Annotated in this window: 19 protein-coding genes; 7 read left to right on the plus strand and 12 right to left on the minus strand. The window is 64.3% G+C overall.

From position 1 onward, the window contains the following. Positions 1-233 precede the first annotated feature (233 nt). On the minus strand, positions 234-1,202 hold the full coding sequence (locus AAZQ98_RS16200; protein ID WP_105657037.1) for an SDR family NAD(P)-dependent oxidoreductase: 969 nt from the start codon (positions 1,200-1,202) through the stop codon (positions 234-236). 220 nt (positions 1,203-1,422) lie between these two features. Here AAZQ98_RS16200 and AAZQ98_RS16205 point away from each other — a divergent pair, with 220 nt between their 5' ends. Beyond that, the gene (locus AAZQ98_RS16205) at positions 1,423-2,004 is read left to right on the plus strand and encodes a DUF1992 domain-containing protein (protein WP_434693698.1); all 582 of its coding nucleotides are present in this window, start codon (positions 1,423-1,425) and stop codon (positions 2,002-2,004) included. Positions 2,005-2,064: 60 nt separating this feature from the next. On the opposite strand, the gene rpsN is transcribed toward AAZQ98_RS16205, so the two are convergent. From rpsN to AAZQ98_RS16250, 9 genes are all read right to left on the minus strand, one after another. After that, on the minus strand, positions 2,065-2,370 hold the full coding sequence (gene rpsN, locus AAZQ98_RS16210) for a 30S ribosomal protein S14 (RefSeq protein ID WP_013349909.1): 306 nt from the start codon (positions 2,368-2,370) through the stop codon (positions 2,065-2,067). A 3-nt stretch (positions 2,371-2,373) separates the two neighbouring features. Further along, positions 2,374-2,544: a 50S ribosomal protein L33 gene (gene rpmG, locus AAZQ98_RS16215; protein ID WP_013349910.1), complete on the minus strand. Its 171-nt coding sequence runs from the start codon at positions 2,542-2,544 to the stop codon at positions 2,374-2,376. Between the two features lie 2 nt (positions 2,545-2,546). Further along, positions 2,547-2,783 carry a 50S ribosomal protein L28 gene (gene rpmB / locus AAZQ98_RS16220; RefSeq protein WP_013349911.1) on the minus strand — a complete coding sequence of 79 codons (237 nt, stop codon included), beginning with the start codon at positions 2,781-2,783 and terminating at the stop codon, positions 2,547-2,549. Between the two features lie 327 nt (positions 2,784-3,110). Then, positions 3,111-3,611, minus strand: coding sequence for a MarR family winged helix-turn-helix transcriptional regulator (locus AAZQ98_RS16225; protein ID WP_434693701.1), 501 nt, complete (start codon positions 3,609-3,611; stop codon positions 3,111-3,113). A gap of 360 nt (positions 3,612-3,971) precedes the next feature. Further along, a complete protein-coding gene (locus tag AAZQ98_RS16230) occupies positions 3,972-4,769 on the minus strand; it encodes an ABC transporter permease (RefSeq protein ID WP_133833539.1) in 798 nt (265 codons plus the stop codon). Position 4,770: 1 nt separating this feature from the next. Further along, on the minus strand, positions 4,771-5,694 hold the full coding sequence (locus AAZQ98_RS16235; protein ID WP_105657041.1) for an ABC transporter permease: 924 nt from the start codon (positions 5,692-5,694) through the stop codon (positions 4,771-4,773). Further along, on the minus strand, positions 5,691-6,824 hold the full coding sequence (locus AAZQ98_RS16240; protein ID WP_332485886.1) for an ABC transporter ATP-binding protein: 1,134 nt from the start codon (positions 6,822-6,824) through the stop codon (positions 5,691-5,693). The genes AAZQ98_RS16235 and AAZQ98_RS16240 overlap by 4 nt, the downstream gene beginning before the upstream one ends. After that, entirely contained in the window at positions 6,821-6,982 is a 162-nt protein-coding gene (locus AAZQ98_RS16245; protein WP_434693706.1) for a hypothetical protein, read from the minus strand. The genes AAZQ98_RS16240 and AAZQ98_RS16245 overlap by 4 nt, the downstream gene beginning before the upstream one ends. A gap of 15 nt (positions 6,983-6,997) precedes the next feature. After that, positions 6,998-8,221, minus strand: coding sequence for an ABC transporter substrate-binding protein (locus AAZQ98_RS16250; protein WP_434693709.1), 1,224 nt, complete (start codon positions 8,219-8,221; stop codon positions 6,998-7,000). A 210-nt stretch (positions 8,222-8,431) separates the two neighbouring features. On the opposite strand from AAZQ98_RS16250, the gene AAZQ98_RS16255 reads away from it, so the two are divergent. From AAZQ98_RS16255 to AAZQ98_RS16270, 4 genes are all read left to right on the plus strand, one after another. Continuing rightward, positions 8,432-8,899 carry an Lrp/AsnC family transcriptional regulator gene (locus AAZQ98_RS16255; RefSeq protein WP_105657044.1) on the plus strand — a complete coding sequence of 156 codons (468 nt, stop codon included), beginning with the start codon at positions 8,432-8,434 and terminating at the stop codon, positions 8,897-8,899. Further along, positions 8,896-10,275 (plus strand): aspartate aminotransferase family protein, encoded by a 1,380-nt coding sequence (locus AAZQ98_RS16260; RefSeq protein WP_434693713.1) that lies wholly within the window; start codon positions 8,896-8,898, stop codon positions 10,273-10,275. The genes AAZQ98_RS16255 and AAZQ98_RS16260 overlap by 4 nt, the downstream gene beginning before the upstream one ends. A 156-nt stretch (positions 10,276-10,431) precedes the next feature. Beyond that, a complete protein-coding gene (locus AAZQ98_RS16265; RefSeq protein ID WP_434693716.1) occupies positions 10,432-11,490 on the plus strand; it encodes an ImmA/IrrE family metallo-endopeptidase in 1,059 nt (352 codons plus the stop codon). Positions 11,491-11,569: 79 nt separating this feature from the next. Then, positions 11,570-13,492, plus strand: coding sequence for an acyl-CoA dehydrogenase family protein (locus tag AAZQ98_RS16270; protein ID WP_434693719.1), 1,923 nt, complete (start codon positions 11,570-11,572; stop codon positions 13,490-13,492). Here AAZQ98_RS16270 and AAZQ98_RS16275 read toward each other — a convergent pair. Next, positions 13,489-15,195, minus strand: coding sequence for an HNH endonuclease signature motif containing protein (locus tag AAZQ98_RS16275; RefSeq protein WP_434693722.1), 1,707 nt, complete (start codon positions 15,193-15,195; stop codon positions 13,489-13,491). The two genes, AAZQ98_RS16270 and AAZQ98_RS16275, sit on opposite strands and share 4 nt — an antisense overlap. A gap of 61 nt (positions 15,196-15,256) precedes the next feature. Further along, positions 15,257-16,783, minus strand: a complete 1,527-nt coding sequence (locus tag AAZQ98_RS16280; protein WP_434693724.1) for a PucR family transcriptional regulator — start codon at positions 16,781-16,783, stop codon at positions 15,257-15,259. A gap of 111 nt (positions 16,784-16,894) precedes the next feature. On the opposite strand from AAZQ98_RS16280, the gene AAZQ98_RS16285 reads away from it, so the two are divergent. After that, positions 16,895-18,397 (plus strand): CoA-acylating methylmalonate-semialdehyde dehydrogenase, encoded by a 1,503-nt coding sequence (locus tag AAZQ98_RS16285; RefSeq protein ID WP_434693726.1) that lies wholly within the window; start codon positions 16,895-16,897, stop codon positions 18,395-18,397. Positions 18,398-18,402: 5 nt separating this feature from the next. Beyond that, complete coding sequence (locus AAZQ98_RS16290) at positions 18,403-19,782, plus strand: aspartate aminotransferase family protein (RefSeq protein ID WP_434693728.1); 1,380 nt, start codon at positions 18,403-18,405, stop codon at positions 19,780-19,782. Positions 19,783-19,787 lie beyond the last annotated feature (5 nt).

The raw sequence follows: 19,787 nt of genomic DNA on the forward strand, positions 1-19,787 counted from the left end.
TGGGAGTTTTCGGTCTTCGCTGCAACAGCAGCAACAAGTTCGCTACGGTTCATAGCCAATGTATGGTCCTCCTGGACTAGTGATCCAAAGCCCTCTTCCGGGCCCCGAACGCCGCACGGTCGCACGGACTTATCAAGAGTTGAACTTACCAGCTGAAAGCGACAAAAAGTGCATCATCTTGCGGATTCTGCTGAATTTTCGCCAAATCAAGGGTGTGAAAGTTCACCCGGGACCTACAGCGCGAACGGATCGAGGCCTTCGTTTGCCTCCACGAAAAGTTCCCAGGCTTTGCTTTGCAGCTCCTTGCCGCGGGTCGCTTTCGCCGGGCTGGCCAGTGCCGTTGGACCCTTCGTGAGGTATTTCGGCCCCAAGTAGCTGCCTCGGGGCGCGTCTTCGAGTTCCGGCGCCAAAGCCGCTTCGACCAAGGCCACCGCACCTTCATGTTTGCCCTGCGCGAAACTGGACTGCAATTGGCCGATCAGCCGCTTGGCAAAGTCCGGTTCGTTGATGTTGGGCACCTGCGGAGTCAGCCCGGAGAGCGAATACCCCGGGTGGATGGCCAGCGCGCGAGCCGGCAGTTCCAGCTGGCGCAGCCGGTGGTCCAGGGCCAGGGTGAAGGCCTGCACTGCCGCCTTGGACTGCGCATAGGCACGGTATGGATGGTAGTCGCGGGTCAAGGCCAGGTTTTGCGGATCGGTAGCCAGCATCCGGGTGGACATCGATCCCAGCCCGATGAACCGCAGCGGCTGGGCGAAGCGTTCGGCCAGCTCGCCGACTAGTCGCGCATGCCCGATGAAATTGGTGCTCATGGTCAGCTCATGGCCCAGCAGGCCCTCGACGCGGCTCTGCGGCGCCCGGATGACCCCGGCATTGGCGATCAGCGCATCCAATGGCCGATTGCGCAGTTCAGCTGCCAGTCCCATGGCGGATTCCATGCGCGAAGAGTCGAACTGCATGAATTCCACGCTGGCCGCCGGTACGCGCAACCGGATCTGCTCCATGGCATGCTCCGCACGGCTCTGGTTGCGGCAGGCCAGGATGACTTGCGCACCGGCTCGCGCCAAGCCGAGGCTCGCGAAGAAGCCAAGGCCGCTATTCGCGCCGGTCACCACAACGGTCTTGCCTTGGCCCAGCGGCGCCCACCGCTGCCGGTTCGCGTAGATGTCAGTTGCGGGTCTCGGATAGCGCGTCGCTGGCTTCATGGAATACACGCTACTACAGGGATAATGCCCGATTGCGGGTGGGACATGGCCGCTTATGGCGATCTCCAGCCACCTCGCAGCCGCTTGCGGGGCACTGGATCCTTGGCGAAGCGCCCGAACCCGAAGGGAATGATTTTATCTTCCCAGCTCCCCCAAGAAAAGCTTCGGAAAGTCTCCAGTGCCGTTGCCGGGCTCAGGCACGCGGTGGGATCATTGGAAGATGGAGCACAGCGAGGATGCCGCACTGAATGCGGCCCGGTACAAGATGAAGCAGGACAGCGAGCCGTTGCCGGTGGACGAGTATGCGCAGGCCACCGGGATGGCTCCCGTCGAGAAGCAGAAGACGCCGCTGCAGCTGCATGCCGAGGACGAGGCATGGGAAGTGGCCAACTCCGTGCTCGATGAGGCTTTCGCCCGCGGGGACTTCGACAATCTTGCGCTCTCGGGCCAGAAGATCGACCATATCACCAGCAATGACGATCCCGACTGGTGGCTGAAGTCCATGATGCGCCGCGAGCAGCTTACCGGGCTGGGCCCACCGGCGCTGACCTTGCGGGTGGAAGATGAGCAGATGGAGCAGACCCTGGACCGCTTGCCCTCCGAGCGGGCCGTGCGGGAGCACGTCGAGGATTTCAATGCCCGCATTATCGAGGCGCGGCGGCAACTGCTTGGAGGCCCGCCGGTGATCACCGCTTTGCGCGATTCCACCGCAGAGGTGCTTGCGTGGCAGGAACGCCGGGCGGCAGAACCTGCACCGGTGGCAGAGAAGGCACCGGTGAAACGCCGGTGGTGGCGGCGTTAAAAGGCGAAGCCGCCCTCCCGAAAGGGAAGGCGGCTTGCTAAGTCAAAAGACTTGCAGGTCTTACCAGGAAGACTTGGTGATGCCCGGAAGCTCACCACGGTGTGCCATGTCGCGGAAGCGAACACGGGAGATACCGAACTTCTGGAAGGTGCCGCGTGGGCGACCGTCGATAGCGTCGCGGTTGCGAACGCGGATCGGGGAAGCATCGCGTGGAAGCTTCTGCAGGCCTACGCGTGCAGCTTCGCGAGCTTCGTCGGTTGCGTTTGGATCAACCAGGGTCTTCTTCAATTCGAGACGCTTTGCAGCGTAACGCTCGACAATGACCTTGCGCTGTTCGTTCTTTGCGATCTTGGACTTCTTGGCCATGTCTTAGCGCTCCTCTCGGAATTCAACGTGCTTACGGACGACTGGGTCGTACTTCTTCATGACCATGCGGTCAGGGTTGTTACGACGGTTCTTACGGGTTACGTAAGTGAAACCGGTTCCAGCGGTGGACTTCAGCTTGATGATCGGACGTACGTCCTTATCCTTCTTTGCCATTTTTAGAGCTTCACACCCTTCGCAATCAGGTCAGCAATTACAGCGTCGATACCGCGAGCATCGATGACCTTGATGCCCTTGACCGACAGGGTCAGGGTCACCTTACGGCGCAGGGAAGGCACGTAGTAGGTCTTCTTCTGGATGTTCGGATCGAAACGACGCTTGTTGCGACGGTGCGAGTGGGAGATGCTATGTCCGAAGGCCGGAGTAGTACCGGTTACCTGGCAAACAGCTGCCATGATCACTCCTCAGTTAGTTAGTAGTAAAATTCGGCGGTACTCGCGCACAGTGCCCATACCAAAATATCGACACCGCTTCTGCGTTATGAGTCCCGCCAACCAGTGAAACACCGTTAATACTGCACACTAGGAAGGTAACCAGGCTGGGTGAGAACCAACCGAAGAGCCTTAAAGTATGTAAGTCGGTGAACTTCGCAACCGGTCGAGCAATTTCCCCGTACTCAGTCGGCCACGATATTCGGTATTACGGGCAACGCGCATTTGTTCTGCTGTTAGACGGCATAACAACACACGCGATTAACGCCTGATTAGCTTATCGAGAATTCCTCAGTGTTCCAAATCGGGGTTTTCCGAATTCAGGATCCAATGATCCGCATCAAGCGAAGTTGTAATTTTGCGTGCGATCCGCGTGAGATCGTTAACGTCCTTGTCATCAAGGGTATCGAAGAGAAGTCCGCGCACCGAGGCAACGTGGTGAGGCGCCATCTGCTGCACGGCTTCCCATCCGGCCTGCGTTAATGAGGCGATTTTCACACGGGCATCTTCTGCGGACTGCTCGCGGGTAACCCAGCCGCGCTTCTCCAGCTTCTTGACCACATGCGACAGTCGCGAAAGCGAAGCACTGGTGTGCGAAGCCAGCGTTGTCATGGTCAGCTGATGTACCTTGGCCTCGGAGAGCATGGCGAGCATGTGGTAGTCGAAAAGCGTGATGCCTTCCAGGCCCTGCAGATCGGAATCCAAGGCCGCCGGAAGCAAAGTCATGACAGCATGCAGTCCAAGCCAGGCGTCGCGTTCAGGCCCGGAGAGCCAAACTGGCTTATCGCTCATGAAGTTTCCAATCGTTCATAGACCTGCACCTACAGGCCAGCAAGGTATCAACCTGTAGACCATATATTGTAAAGCTAAGTATTTACTATATGTCAGATGCCCGCATTTCGGCTCTCTGCCAATATTTCGTTCCGCCAGCCACCCTAATGGCCTTTGGGCCCGGCTGCATCCTGCAGGCGATGGTCCTGCAATTCACTGCAAGAGCAGCAAACGGCCGGAGGCCTAGCGCCAGTCCAACAACGTGCAGGTCCCAGAGGGCGCAAGGAGCGAGCTGGGTAACGCTCATGCTAGTGACGATCCCTGCTTTTTGACCAGCTGGCAAGCCAAAGGCCCGCGCTGAAGAGCGCGGGCCTTTGGAACCTAGGAATTCTCCAGCTGTTTCTTCTTCCGGTAGCTGATCACCTGTCCGATGACCACCACGAGCAGGGCAAGGATGAACATCGCCGAACCAATGACATTCGCCTGGGCCGGGATGCCGCGGGTAGCTGCCACATAGATGAATTTCGGGAAGGTCTGGAAGGTGCCGGAGTTGAAGTTCGTGATGATGAAATCATCAAAACTCATCGCGAAGGACAACAGCGCGGCGGCCACAATGCCTGGCAGCAGCAGCGGGAACGTCACCTTCCAGAACGCCGCACGCGGCGAGGCGTAGAGATCGGCGGCCGCTTCTTCCAATCGCGGATCCAGCGAGGAGACACGAGCCCTGACGGTGACGATCACGAAGGACATGCAGAACACGATGTGGGCGATCACGATGGTGGCGTAGCCCAGTTCCCAACCGAGGTTCAGGAACTGTGCCAGCAGCGAAGCACCGAGCACGACCTCCGGAGTAGCCAACGGCAAGATGATCAGCACATCGGTGAGCTTGCGGAACCGGAACTTGTAGCGGACCAGGCCGATGGCGATCAGCGTGCCCAAGGCGGTGGCGGCAATCGTGGCCACCGTGCCGACCTGCAGCGAGTGCACCAGCGATTCGCAGACCGCCGGAGCGCCGCAGGGGTTCTGCCAGTTCTCCAGGGTGAAGCCGCGCCAGTCCAGGTTGGTGCGGCCGGCATCGTTGAAGGAGAACACGAAGATGTACGCGATCGGGACCAGGAGGTAGATGAAAGCCAGCCCGCCGACAGCAGGGATGAACCAGCGTCCGATTTTCTGCTTCATGCTACATCAGCTCCTTGGTCCCGAAGCGGCGGATATAGATCGTGACCAGGACCAGGATCGAGACCATCAGCACGAAGCTCAACGCCGAGGCGCCCGGGTAATCGATGACCTTGAAGAATCTGGAATCGATGATCTGGCCGATCATCGTCGTATTGCGGTTATTGCCCAGCAGGGCCGCGTTCACGTAGTCGCCGGCGGCCGGGATGAACGTCAGCAGGGTGCCGGCGAAGACCCCCGGGGCGCTCATCGGCAGCGTCACCTTGAAGAAGGAGGTCATCGGGCTGGCATACAGATCCCCCGAGGCCTCGAGCAGGCGGGTGTCCAGCCGGCCCAGGTTAGCGTAGATCGGCAGCACCATGAACGGCAGGAAGTTATAGGTCAGGCCCGCGACGACCGCGAACGGCGTGGCGGTCAGGTGCCCGTCGGCTGGCAGGATCGCCAGGAATTTCAGCGTTTGGGCGATGAACCCCTCGTCGGCCAGTATCTGCTTCCAGGCCTGGGTGCGCAGAATGAAGCTGGAGAAGAACGGGGCGATCAGCAGCACCAGCAAGATGCCCTGCAGCAACGTCTTCTCGCGCAAGCGGACTGCCACCAGGTAGGCCATCGGGAAACCGATGAGCAAGGCCAGGACGGTGGCGATCAGCGCGAACCCGAAGGAGCGCAGCAGCTCGGGCCAGTAGGCGGCGAGCACCGTGGCGTAGTTGCCGATTTCGAAACCCGGCACGAATTCGCCGATTTCCCCGCCCTCGGGCTTCACGTACAGGCTCATTGCCAGCAGGACTACCACCGGAAGCGCGAAGAACAGGGCGAGCACCAGCATGCCCGGGGCGATCAGGTAGACGCCGGTGCGGCCCTTGCGCCGCTCCGCCCGGATCTCCTCGGGGCTGCGCAGGTCGACGATGCCCTTCTTGGTCATGACCGTCATGGCTGGTCAACTCCGGCATCCTCGTGCTCGGCACCGGCCAGGCCAAAGGAATGCTGCGCTTCCCAGGACAGGTACACGGTGTCGCCTTCGGCAGCCGGCTGCTGGCCGCGATTCTGCGCGAAGGTCCCGAGCGTGCCGATCCCGTCCACCTCGACCAGGTACTCGGTGGTGGTGCCGGTGAAGGACACGTCGACCACGGTGCCGGACAAGCGGTTCTCCCCCGCATAGCCATCGCGCGAGATCGTGATCTTCTCCGGGCGCACCCCGACGACCACCTCCCCTGAGGCCTGCACGGCGCGGTCGGCCGGCAGCAAGATGGCTTGGCCGTTGACCATGACGCTGAGCATGCCGGCGTCATTGCCGCTGACCGTGCCGCGCATCAGGTTCGACTTGCCCAGGAAGTTCGCGACGAACGCGGTCTTGGGCAGTTCGTAGAGTTCGCGCGGCGGGCCCATCTGCTCGATCCGTCCGCCGTTCATCACCGCGACCACGTCGGCCATGGTCATGGCCTCTTCCTGGTCGTGGGTGACGTGGATGAAGGTCAGGCCGACTTCGGTCTGGATGTTCTTCAGTTCCAGCTGCATTTGGCGGCGCAGCTTCATGTCCAGTGCCCCGAGGGGCTCATCGAGCAGCAGCACCTGCGGGCGGTTGACCAGCGCCCGGGCCAGGGCCACGCGCTGCTGCTGCCCGCCCGAGAGCTGGATCGGCTTGCGATTGGCAAGGTGCCCGAGCTCCACCAGGTCCAGCCCGGCCCTGGCTTTCTCCATCGCCTGCTTGTCCTTCTTGCGCTTGAGCCCGAAGGCCACGTTTTCCAGCACGCTCATGTGCGGGAACAGCGCATAGGACTGGAACACGGTGTTCACCGGACGCTGGTGGCTGGCCAGCGCGGTCACGTCCTGGCCGCCGATCGAGATGCTGCCCTCGCTGGGGGCCTCAAGGCCCGCGATCATGCGCAGGGTGGTCGACTTGCCGCAACCGGAGGGTCCGAGCAGGGCGAAGAAGGTGCCCGAAGGGACCACCAAATCCAGGTCCTTGACCGCCACGAAGCTGGAAAAGCGCTTGGTGATGCCCGAGAGGTGCAGATCCGCGCCGGTGGCAGTGGTTTCGGTACGCGTTGCCAAGGTTGTCATGCCCCTATCACTTCCTGGAACTGGTTGTGGAAATCGGTTTCTGCTGCCGGTACAGCACGTGCGGAGGGTGCCCGGTTGACGACGTCCCTGGCGCGGGCCGGGCCCGGACCGTGGCCCTTGGGCAGGCGCTGGCAGTAGATGGCTCGTTGGCGAGTCATGGTGTTCCCCGCTTTCTAGGCGCCGATTGCACTCTGGAATTCAGAGTTCAAAGCGGTCTCTTCTTCCGCTTCCAGCGAGCGGAAGACATGCGCCTTGGCCAGATCCTCATCGGTCGGGAAGATCAGCGGGTTGCCGACCAGGTCCGGATCGATCTTTTCCATTTCTTCCTGGGCGCCGACCACCGGGCAGATGAAGTTCACGTAGGCTGCGACCTGCGCGGCCACGGCCGGGTCGTAGTAGAAGTCCATGAGCTTCTCGGAGTTGGCCTTGCGTGGCGAGGCCACCGGGACCATCAGGTTGTCGCTCCACAGGGTGCCGCCGGCCTCGGGGATCACGAACTCCCACTGGTCATCGTTCTCGAAGTTCATCTGCACGATATCGCCGGACCAGACGATGCCGGCGATCGCATCGCCCGAGACGAAGTCCTCCTTGTAGGAGTTGCCCTTGACCTGGCGGATCTGGCCATTGCCGATGTTCTCGCGCAGCACGTCGGCAGCGGCGCCGAATTCGCTTTCGCCCCATTGGCCGGCGATGTCCACGCCGTTGTGCAGCATCAGCAGGCCGATGGTGTCGCGCATTTCATCGAGCACGGTGATGCGGCCCTTGAGCTTTGGATCCCAGAGGTCCTCGACGGATTTCAGGCCCTTGGGGAATGCCTTCTTATTCCAGGCGATGCCGGCGTAGCCGGACTGCCAGGTCAGAGAGTGCTTGCGTCCCGGGTCGAAGTCCACGTCCTTGAGGTTGGGCAGCAGGTTGGCCGAGTTGGGGATGTTCGCCAGGTCCAGCTCCTGGGCGTAGCCCTGGCGGATCATGCGGCCGGCCATCCAGTCGGTCATCGTGATGACGTCCTGGCCGATGTCCTGGCCTGCCTTGAGCTGGCCCTGCACCTTGCCGTAGTAGGTGTCGTTGCCGTCGATATCCTCGCGGTAGTTCACCTTGATGCCGGTCTGCTCGGTGAACGCCTCAAGCGTCGGGTAGTTCTTCTTCTCGTCGTCGTAATCCAGGTACAGGGTCCAGTTGGCCCAGTTCACGGTGGGGTCGTTTGCGGAAATGTCCTCGATCGACGGTGCGGCTTTGGTGCTGCTTCCTCCGGTGCCGCAGGCTGCGAGCAGCCCGGTCAGGCCCAATGCGCCGGCCGCGGAAAGCACGCTGCGGCGGGAGTAGCTGCGCTGGCTCATGGCCTGGACCAGTGCGCGGACTTGGGGGTCTTGCGGAAGTCGGCGTTGCGAGTGCGACATGGCTGGAATCCTAACGACGAATGTGATCGGCCACACATGAAAGTGTTGTCGTTCATCCTGCCAGCAATGCACAGGTCCAACAAGACCCGAACGCAAGTTTCCTTGTAAAAATTACGTTACGAAAACTGAAAACTTTCAAAAATACCCCTTTCGCAACTGAATCAGTGACGGTAGGGTCTGTGGAAAGTCCCTTAGACCTAGGAGGTCGATATGACGCTGCCCTCGCATACGGCACAGGCCATTGATGAAATTTCCAAGGAGATCATCGAGCAGCTGCAGGAAGATGGCCGGCGTTCCTATGCCGCCATCGGCAAGGCAGTGGGCCTGAGCGAAGCGGCTGTGCGCCAGCGCGTGCAGAAGCTGGTCGAGAGCCGCGTCGTGCAAATCGTCGCAGTCACCAACCCGCTGGAATTGGGCTTCACCCGCCAGGCCATGATCGGCGTCGTCGCCGCCAGCGACATCAGCGGCACCGCCGACCGGATCGCCGAACTTCCGGAAGTCGACTACTGCGTGGTCACTGCCGGCAGCTCGGACATCCTCGCGGAGGTCATCTGCTCGAACGATGAGGACCTGCTGCGCGTGATCGGAACGATCCGCGGGCTCGAAGGCGTGGTCAGCACCAATACGTACACCTACCTTTCACTCAAAAAACAGGAATACAACTGGGGAACACGATGAACACACCACGTGGTACCGATCGCCAGCAAGCCGCTCGCGATCACCTTTGGATGCACATGGCCCGGCACTCCGGAATTTCCAGCGGCGCGCATGTTCCGATCATCTCGCGCGGCGAGGGGCACAAGATCTACGACGATGCCGGGCGCGAATACATCGACGGCTTGGCCGGGCTGTTCGTGGTCAACGCGGGGCACGGGCGCGCCGAACTGGCCGAAGCCATGGCCAAGCAGGCCGAGAAGCTGGCCTTCATGCCGCTGTGGTCCTACGCCCACGAACCGGCGATCGACCTGGCTGAGCGCCTGGCCAGCTATGCACCGGGCGACTTGAACCGCGTCTTCTTCACCACCGGCGGCGGCGAGGCGGTCGAATCCGCCTTCAAGCTGGCCAAGCAGCATTTCAAGATGAAGGGCAAGCCGGGCAAAACCAAGGTCATTTCACGCGCCCTGGCCTACCACGGCACCCCGCAGGGAGCCCTGGCCATCACCTCGCTGCCGGATATGAAGACCCCGTTCGAGCCCTTGGTCCCCGGCACCTTCCGCGTGCCGAATACCAACTTCTACCGCGCACCGCAGATGTTCGCCGACAACGAGAAGGACTTCGGGCTGTGGGCCGCGGAGCGCATCCGCGAAGCCATCGAATTCGAGGGCGCCGACACCGTGGCGGCGGTCTTCCTGGAACCGGTGCAGAACTCCGGCGGCTGCTTCCCGCCACCACCGGGGTACTTCGACCGGGTCCGCGAGATCTGCGACGAATACGATGTGCTGCTGGTTTCCGACGAAACCATCTGCGCGTTCGGCCGCATCGGCTCGATGTTCGCCTGCAACGACTTCGGCTACGTCCCGGACATCATCACCTCGGCAAAGGCGCTGACCAGTGGCTATGTCCCGCTGGGCGTGATGGTCGTTTCCGACAAGCTGTTCGAGCCTTTCACCAAGGGCGATACCACCTTCTACCACGGCTACACCTTTGGCGGGCATCCGGTGGCAGCCGCGGTGGCGATGGCGAACCTGGACATCTTCGAGCGGGAAGGTTTGAACGAGAACGTCAAGAACAACGCCGACGCGTTCAAGTCCACGCTCTCCAAGCTCACCGATCTGGACATCGTCGGCGATGTGCGGGGCGCCGGCTACTTCTACGGGATCGAGCTGGTCAAGGACAAGGCGACCAAGGAGACCTTCAGCGACGCGGAGTCCGAACGCCTGCTGCGCGGGTACCTCTCCCCGGCCCTGTGGGAGGCGGGACTGTATTGCCGCGCCGACGATCGCGGCGACCCGGTCATCCAGCTGGCTCCGCCCATCACGATCGGGCAGCCGGAGTTCGACCAGATCGAATCCATCCTGCGCACCGTGCTGAAGGAAGCGGCCAGCAAGATCTAGCGCCACGAAGGCTCGCAGGCACCGCCTGCGAGCCTTTTCGCAAGTCAGAGCGTGTTACTTCACGAAGCTGCACGCAATTGGTGCTTTGTGGCATAGGCCACTAGTCTGAGGTCATTAGACGATCAAGATCGCCTTTTGGAAGATTGCAGGAACCTCATGACTTTGGAACCGACCAGAATCAGGTTGGCACGCGAACGTGCAGCGCTGAGCCGGTCCGCCTTGGCCGCCTCGCTGGGTATTTGCGAGCGCGAACTCGCCCATGCTCCCGAGGATCTTTCCCTTGCGCTGGCCGATGCGCTGGGCTGCGCGCCGCAGTTCTTCCGGCTTCCCGCGACCCAGGGCATCGACACCGAACGGATCTTCTTCCGCTCCCCGCGCCGCACCAGCACCGCGCAGAAAGTCGCCGCAGCCGCGCTGGGCCGCAACGGCGTGGAACTCTACAACCTGATCACGCGGAACTTCCGGCTCCCGCACACCGGGATCCCCGAGCTGTGCGGCTTCACCCCGGAAGATGCCGCCGCGCATCTGCGCACCGAATGGGATCTGGGATGCGGCGCGCTGCCCGATCTGCTGCATCTGCTCGAAGCCCGCGGGGTGCGGGTGCTGAGCCTGCCGGCCTCGCTCGAAGCGGTCAAGACCTTCAGCTTCTGGGAAGACGGGCAGGCCTTCATCTTCCTGGCCGCCGGCAGCCGCAATGCACAGCGCCTGGCGATGGCCCACGAGCTGGGGCATCTGCTGATGCACTCCTCGCTGGGCGAGAACCGCGAGCAGGTGGCCGCCGCGGAACGCGAGGCCGACGAATTCGCGGCACGCTTGCTCCTGCCCTCCCTGTCCCTGCAGGTGCGGGTCTCCGATTCCCTGCAGATCCCGCAGCTGCTGGCACTCGAAGAGCAGTTCGGTGCACCGGCCCAGGTAATCCTCGCGCATTCGCGTGCCCGCGGCTTGCTGGGCGAAGGCGCCTACCAGTGGTTGTCCCAGGAGCTGGCGCTGGAACCGGACCAGGAGCACCAGCAGCTGGTCTCCCGGGTCTTCTCCCTGGTCTTCCCCTCCTTGCAGCGCGACCATCGGGCCAGCACCGCACGGATCGCCCGCGAATTAGGGCAAACGGCATCGCAGATCCATGAGCTGACCTTCGGGCAGGCGTTCGTGCTGCTCGAAGGAGAGAACCTGCACGACGCCGGCCAGGGGATCCGCGGCCACCTGCACGCGCTCTAGCAACCCCGGGGTTTGGCAGCTACGCTGGTGCCACCAGGCGATGGCGCCGCGGCCGATCGCCGAGCCAAAGGGGATCGCCATGCAAATCAACGCCGACCAATCCAGGCAAGTCGCCGAGGAGTCCCGCGAGCAGTTCGACCGGCCCAGCTTCGCCAAGGGCCTGTACATGGGGGCCGTGGACTTCTCCCTGATCGAACCATTGCCCAGCGCCCTGCATCCAGAACGCGGACAGGAATTCCTGCCGCAGCTCGAAGAGGTCCTCGATGGCATCGACCCGGAGCGCATCGAAGCCCAGGCGCGCATCCCCGGCGAATATATTGCCCAGCTGCGCCGCATCGGCGCCTTCGGCATGAAGATCCCGGTCGAATACGGCGGACTGGGGCTGAGCCTGCTGGACTACGGCCGGGCGCTGATGCGCGTCGGCGTGGTTTCCCCGGCCATCGGCGCGCTGCTCTCGGCCCACCAGTCCATCGGCGTCCCCGAACCGGTGAAGTCCTTCGGCACCGAGGAGCAAAAACGCGAGTACCTGCCGCGCTGCGCGGCAGGAGCCATCAGCGCCTTCCTGCTCACCGAGAACGATGTCGGTTCCGACCCTGCACGGTTGGGCACCGAAGCCCGGCTCAGTCACGACGGCAGCCACTACGTCCTGGATGGCGCGAAGTTGTGGACCACCAACGGGGTGGTCGCCGAGCTGCTCGTGGTGATGGCCGCGGTGCAGCCGCATGAGGCCCTGGGCCGCGAGCCTGCAGGTCGCGGCGGAATCACCGCCTTCATCGTCGAGGCCGATACCGCGGGCATCACCGTCGAGAACCGCAACCAGTTCATGGGCCTGCGCGGAATCGAGAACGGGGTGACCCGGTTCCGCTCGGTGCGCGTGCCGGCGGCCAACCGCCTGGGCAAGGAAGGTTCGGGGCTGAAGATCGCGCTGAGCACCCTGAACACCGGGCGCTTGTCCATCCCGGCCATGTGCGCCGGGGCCGGCAAATGGTCCACGAAGATCGCCCGTGAATGGTCCGCGGCCCGCGTGCAGTGGGGCCACCCGGTCGGCAAGCACCAAGCCGTCGCCGGCAAGCTCGCCTGCATCGCGGCCAGCAGCTATGCGCTGGAAGCGGTGTTCGAGGTGTCCGCCCGGCTGGCCGATGCCGGCATGAAGGATGTCCGAATCGAGGCGGCACTGGCCAAGCTCTGGGCTTCGGAGGCTGCCTGCACGATCGCCGATGAGCTGCTGCAGATCCGCGGCGGGCGCGGATTCGAGACCGCGCAGTCGCAGGCAGCGCGCGGCGAGCGGGCGGTGCCGGTCGAACAGATGCTGCGCGACCTGCGGATCAACCGCATCTTCGAAGGCTCCACCGAAATCATGCACCTGCTGATTGCCCGCGAGGCCGTGGATGCGCACCTGCAGGCGGCCGGGGACCTGGCGCGTGCCGGGTCGAGCATCCAGGACAAGGCCCGGGCGGCGGTGGATGCCTCGGGGTTCTATGCCCGTTGGCTGCCCAAGCTTGCGATGGGCGCAGGCTCGCTTCCGAATTCCTATTCCGAGCACGGCCCATTGGCCAAGCACCTGCGCTATGTGGAGCGGACCTCGCGGCGGTTGGCACGCCAGACGTTCGCCGGGATGGCGCGCTGGCAGGCCGGCCTGGAAAAGCAGCAGGTCTTCCTGGGCCATATCGTGGATATCGGCGCGGAGCTGTTCGCCATGTCCGCGGTGATCGCCAAGACCACCGCGCTGCCGCAGTCCCCGTCTGGCCAGCGCGACTCGGCGCAGGATCTTGCCCTGGCCTTCTGCGAACAGGCCGCGCAACGCTGCGAGGAGCATTTCGACAGGCTCTGGAAGAACACCACGCGTACCGATGGGCGGCTCGCCGCGGACCTGCTGGACGGGAAGTTCCAGTGGCTGGAGGCAGGGGTCCGCGATGTTTCCGAAGGCACCGGAGAGTGGATCGCCCAGTGGTCCGATGGAGTTCGCAAAGATGTGCGGTGGCCCTACCCGGAGGATGCCTAGGGCTCCACGATCTCGACGTCCAGTTCCCCGGCACGCCACTTCGCGGTCATGCGCTCGGCGAGGGCGTCGGCCGCCAGGGCTTCCTGCGGGGTCATCCAGTAGGTGTTCACGCGGAGTTTCTGCTGCGGGTCGAGTTCCTTGGACAGCAGGGCCATCGGCCGGCATCCAGGGATCTTCACCGCGTGGAACAACCCGCAATGCCTGCCGATATGGTGGATCATGCATCCCAAGGCCGCGGACTCGATGTCCGTGTTGCCGCCCTTTTCCCACGCGTCGAGATGATCCAGTTCGCATCGTTCGGCGGGCATGCTGCATCCCGGATACAGGCACCCTCGATAGGCTGCCCGGATGGCGCGGCCCTGCGCCTTGCTATACAGCCGCTGGGTGCGGCCCAGATCCAGGGGAAGGCTCTGGCCGTTCAGCACCAGCGGATAGATTCCGGCCGTGCACAATGCCGCTCTGGTTTCGCCCGGGGATAGCTGGATCCCGGTGGAAGTGACCGCGAATTCCTTGCCGTCGCGTCTCATCTTCTCGTAATCCAGGATGATGCTCACCTGCGGTACCGCCAACCCGGGTTGCTTCCCTGGCGAACCGCTCTGGTTGCGGTCGGTCATCAGCAAGGCCAGGAATCCTACGAGCCGGCGTCGTTCTGGCTTGAGCTCTTCGAACTGGGTGGCGGCCTGGCCGGCAGGTTCCTCGGGCTCTTCAGGTTCCTCGGGTTCGTCAGGTTCCTCGGGTTCTTCGGGTTCTTCAGGTTCGGCGGATCCCTCGGGTGCTGAACCGGCAGGTTCCCCGTCCTTGGCCCAGTCGGGCATCGACTCCTCGTCATCCCAGCCGCTGTCCTGGGCCCCGGTGAACTGCGCCTCGGCGTGCGCCAGGGCTTCGCGGTTCCCGGACACGGTGGCCGGGTTGTCCAGCGCGTTGAAATACGCTTCGATCATAGCCGCATGGGCGGGCAGGACGCGCAGGACGTATTCGACCAAGCCCTGGCGCATGCCCTTCTTGAAGATCCCGATCCCATCCAGCAGGGCCTGCAACGGGCGCTGGCCGGACTTCACCTGAGCCACCAGTGCGTTGATGTGCCTGCGGGCGGCCTTGGGCTCGCTGCGGATGAAGGCGGCCGATTCGGCTTGCAGCTGGTCCTTCTTGGCCTGCCCGGCCTGGCCTTCACCGAAGTCCTTGCGGGCCGAATGCAGTTTCAGCGCGGCCGAGGACACCAGCCGGGGATCCACGGCGGGGTCGGCGAATTGCCCGGCCAGTTCCGGCAACCAGGCGGGCAGCGGTTGCCCTGCCTCGTCGACACCGCCAAGCAAGCAATCCACCAGGGCCAGCCGGTCGCGGACCGTGCTGCGCGGGATGTCCAGCCAGCCGTGCAGCAGCCCGGCCGTGTTCTTGAAATGCGTGCGGGCAGTGGTGGTGCGCCCGGCGGCCGCCTGGAACGCGGCGAGGCTCGGGTGCTCGCCTGCCTCGGTGACGGCCTGGAAGGATTCCTGGTCGAGCTTGTGGGCACCCGTGCGGCGCAGCGCATGGGCGGCGTGCAGCTGGGTGCGGCTCTGGCGGCGGGCGAGCTTGTCAGCAAGCTGCGCAAAGCAGGCCGCGTGGCCGGGGCTCAATGGCCCGCCGGAAAGGACCGCGGTGGCCGATGCGATGAGTTCTTCCGCGTCGACCAGATCCTTCAGCGCCTGTGCCTGTTCTGTGCTCATGCCCCCATGATGCCTGCGGCGTCCTGCGGGGTTTTCTCACCGGGAGCCAAGTGTGGATAGCTCAGCCGTGCATGCGGTACCAGAGCAGCGCCACCTGCAGCGAGGCGCGGGATTCGGCGGAGTCCAGCTGCACCCCGAGCTTGGCTTCGAGCTTGGCCAGCCGGGAGTAGAGGGTGGGTCGCGAGAGGTAGCCCGCCTTGGCCAGCGCGGTTTTGTTCCCGCCGTGGGCCAAGTAGAGATCGAGCAGGTCAAGGGCGGGAAGGTCGAGCGGGTTGAGCAGGCCGGAGAGCTCGGCCAGCGCGAAGGTGCGCAGCTTCGGGTCGCTGCCCATGGCCGAGAGCACCCCGCGCAGGCGCAGGTCGGCGAAGCGGTAGTAGGGCTGGGCTCGGGTGGGCAGGTGCGGGACGATCTGCGCGACCTGCGCGGCTTCCTCCAGCCCGGCGATGCTGGTGGCCAGGGTGCCTTCGGGCCCCACGCCGATGGCCACCGGCGCGGTGAGCTGCTCGGCCAGCCGGCGGGTGAAGCCCTGCAGGGTGGAGTCCAGCAGTTCGCGGGCGCGCAGCGGCAGGATCAGCCCCAGGTACCCGGGCTTGAGCGAGCCGGCCAGGATGCCCAGGTGCAGGGTGTCGGCCAGCTGGTCGAGCACTTCGAGCAGGGCGCGGTCGGCCAGCTGGGTTTCGGTCGGCGTGCCGGAACCGGCCAGGGAGATGACCACCGGGACATAGTAGGGGGCGGCGGCCAGGCCCAGGGCCTGGGTGCGGATGGCGATGTCCTTGCCGCTGTAGCTGTGCCCGGCCTGCAGTTCGTGCAGCGTGGAGGTGCGCGCCTGGTAGAGCAGCTCGCGCTGGTCGCGCCCGGACAGGCGGGCGATGGTCAGCGCCTGGCCGGCCCGTTCCAGCACCAGGGCCGCGCGGTCGTCGTCCTCCAGCACGGCCGGGACGATCAGCCGTCCCCAGCGGCTGCGGACCGCGCCGACCGGGGTCTGCAGCCAGTTCTCGGTGCCGGTGGCGCGTCCGGTGTGCTCCAGGAATCCGACGAAGCGCGAACGGGTGATCCAGTGTTCCAGTTGCGCGCCGGACTGGGCGAGCACGTGGTGGCGGACATCTTCCAGGACCACGGGGGCCGAGAGCAGCTGCGCGGTGCGGTCCACGATCTGCGCTTCGTCGGCCTCGGTCAGCGAGAGCCCGGTGTAGATTTCGTGCACCGTGCGGGAGAACTGGACGGCCTCGAGCTGCTCGGCGACGAGTTTCTGGTGGATGACCTCGGTGATGGACACGAAGCGGGTGGTGGTGCGCAGGGCGATGACCGGCAGGCCCAGGTCGGCGACGTCCAGCGGTGCGCCGGAAAGGTCCTCGATGATGACCCCGACGGCCCCGGCTTCGCGCAGCGCGGTGATGAAGGCGCGCACGTCGCTCACGTTGCGCAGGGTCGTGAGGATCAGCTCGCGGCCCAGCAGCAGGTCGATGTTCTCGGTGGATTCGGTCACGTGCACCCAGCGAAGCGGCGCGTCCATCCCTGTTCCGCAGAGCACCTGGGGGTCGGCGGCCTGGACCACCGGCAGGTGCAGTACCTCGTCTACCGTCAGCATTTTTTACACTCCGTCAGCACTAGTGCTTAAATCATGACACAGTGATGGTGTTGTCCCTCACATCCATGACCCATGATGAAGGCAGGCACCCAACTTCGAAAGGCCGATACGATGACCGCAACGCTGACCGGCACGCTGCAGCACTGGATCAACAACGCCAATTACTCCGCCGATGACCGCACCGGCAAGATCTACAACCCTGCCACCGGCGAGGTCACCCGCCAGGTTGCGCTGGCCTCCAAGGCCACCACCGAGCATGCGATCGCCGCAGCCGCGCAGGCCTTCCCGAAGTGGCGCGACACCTCGCTGGCCCGCCGCACCGCGATCATGTTCAACTTCCGCCAGCTGCTGGCCGAGCGCAAGGGCGAGCTGGCCGCGATCATCACCGCCGAGCACGGCAAGGTGCTGGACGACGCGTTGGGCGAAGTGGCCCGCGGCCTGGAAGTCGTCGAGCTGTGCTGCAACGCGCCCTACCTGCTCAAGGGCGAGTTCTCGCAGAACGCCTCCACCGGCATCGACGTGCAGTCCATGCGCCAGCCGGTCGGCGTCTCGGCCATCATCTCCCCCTTCAACTTCCCGGCCATGGTGCCGCTGTGGTTCTTCCCGGTAGCGATCGCCGCCGGCAACGCGGTGGTGCTCAAGCCATCGGAGAAGGACCCGTCGGCCGCCAACTGGCTGGCCGAGCTGTTCACCGAGGCCGGCCTGCCCGAGGGCGTGCTGAACGTGGTGCACGGCGACAAGGAGGCGGTGGACACCCTGCTGACCGATCCGCGCGTGAACTCCGTGTCCTTCGTGGGTTCCACCCCGATCGCGCAGTACGTCTACTCCACCGGCACCGCGCACAACAAGCGGGTGCAGGCCTTTGGCGGCGCGAAGAACCACATGCTGGTGCTTCCGGATGCCGACCTGGACCTGGCCGCCGACATGGCGGTCAACGCAGGCTTCGGCGCGGCCGGCGAGCGCTGCATGGCGATCTCCGTGGTCGTCGCGATCGACACCATTGCCGATGAGCTGGTGGCCAAGATCGCCGAACGCGCCAAGACGCTGCGCGTGGGCGATGGCACCCGCGGCTGCGACATGGGCCCGCTGATCACCGGCGAGCACAAGGCGAAGGTGGCCGGGTACATCGAGGCCGGCATCTCCGCCGGCGCGGACCTGGTGCTCGATGGCCGCACCGGCACCGTGGATGCCGATGGCGAGGGCTTCTTCCTGCATCCGACGATGTTCGACCGCGTGGGCACGGACATGTCCATCTACACCGAGGAGATCTTCGGTCCGGTGCTCTCGGTGGTGCGCGTGGAGAGCTTCAACGAGGGCATCGAGCTGATCAACTCCTCGCCGTACGGCAATGGCACCGCGATCTTCACCAACGACGGCGGCGCGGCCCGCCGCTTCGAGGACGAGATCCAGGTGGGCATGGTCGGGGTCAACGTGCCGATCCCGGTACCGGTGGGCTACCACTCCTTCGGCGGCTGGAAGGCCTCGCTGTTCGGCGACCAGCACGCCTACGGCCCGGAGGGCTTCAAGTTCTTCACCCGCAACAAGGTGATCACCAAGCGCTGGCTGGATCCCAGCCACGGCGGCATCAACCTCGGCTTCCCGCAGAATGACTGATACCCATGACTGAACCACTGGCACAGCCACTGACGCAGGGCGTTTCCGCAGCGGATATCGCCGCTGGCCAGCACGCCTACGAGCTGGACCGCAAGCACGTCTTCCACTCCTGGCAGGCCCAGGGGCCGTTCGCCCCGATGACCATCCTGAAGGCCGAAGGCTCCTGGGTATGGGACGGCGAGGGCAACGCGCTGATCGACCTCTCCAGCCAGCTGGTGAACACGAACATCGGGCACCAGCACCCGAAGGTGATTGCCGCGATCCAGGAGCAGGCCGGCAAGCTGGCCACCATCGCCCCGCAGCATGTGAATGATGCGCGCTCTGAGGCGGCCCGGCTGATCGCCAAGCACACCCCCGGGCAGCTGGACAAGATCTTCTTCACCAATGGCGGTGCCGATGCGGTGGAGCATGCGGTGCGCATGGCGCGGCTGCATACCGGCAAGCACAAGGTGCTCTCCGCGTACCGTTCCTACCACGGTGGCACCCACCTGGCGGTGAACCTTACCGGGGATCCGCGGCGCTTCGCTTCGGACCACGGAACCGATGGGGTGGTGCGCTTCTTCCCGGCCTACCCGTACCGCTCCTACTTCAATTCAACGACTCCCGAAGAGGAAACGGCCCGGGCGCTCAAGCATCTGGAGGACACGATCCTGCTCGAAGGCCCCGGCACCATTGCCGCGATCATCCTGGAGAGCATTCCGGGTACCGCCGGCATCTACCTGCCGCCTCCGGGCTACCTGCAGGGCGTGCGCGAGCTGACTAAGAAGCACGGCATCGTGTACATCGCCGATGAAGTGATGGCCGGATTCGGGCGCAGCGGGCAATGGTTCGCAGTGGACCATGCCGGGGTGGTGCCGGACCTGCTGACCTTCGCCAAGGGCGTGAACTCCGGCTACGTGCCGCTGGGCGGGGTGGCGATCAGCCCGGAAATCTTCGAGACCTTCCGCGAGCGGGTCTACCCGGGCGGGTTGACCTATTCGGGCCACCCGCTGGCCTGCGCGGCGGCGGTAGCCACCATCACCGCGATGGAGGACGAGGCCATGGTGGAGAACGCCCAGCGCCTGGGCGAGGAAATCATCGGGCCGCGTCTGGCGCAGTTCGCGGCCGAGCACCCGAGCGTGGGCGAGGTGCGCGGAACCGGCGTGTTCTGGGCGATCGAGCTGGTGAAGAACCGGGAAACCCGCGAGCCGCTGGCCGCCTATGGAGGCAGCAGCCCGGAGATGAACCAGGTGGTTGCCGCCGCGAAGGCCGCAGGGCTGCTGCCCTTCGCGAACTTCAACCGGCTGCATGTGGTGCCGGCGATGAACATCGAGGATGAGGTGCTCATTGAGGCGCTGGATCGCCTCGAGCAGGCCTTGGCCGTCGCCGACACGTTCGTTCAATAGCACCA

The organism is Glutamicibacter sp. Je.9.36, assembly GCF_051129975.1.
GTDB lineage: Bacteria > Actinomycetota > Actinomycetes > Actinomycetales > Micrococcaceae > Glutamicibacter.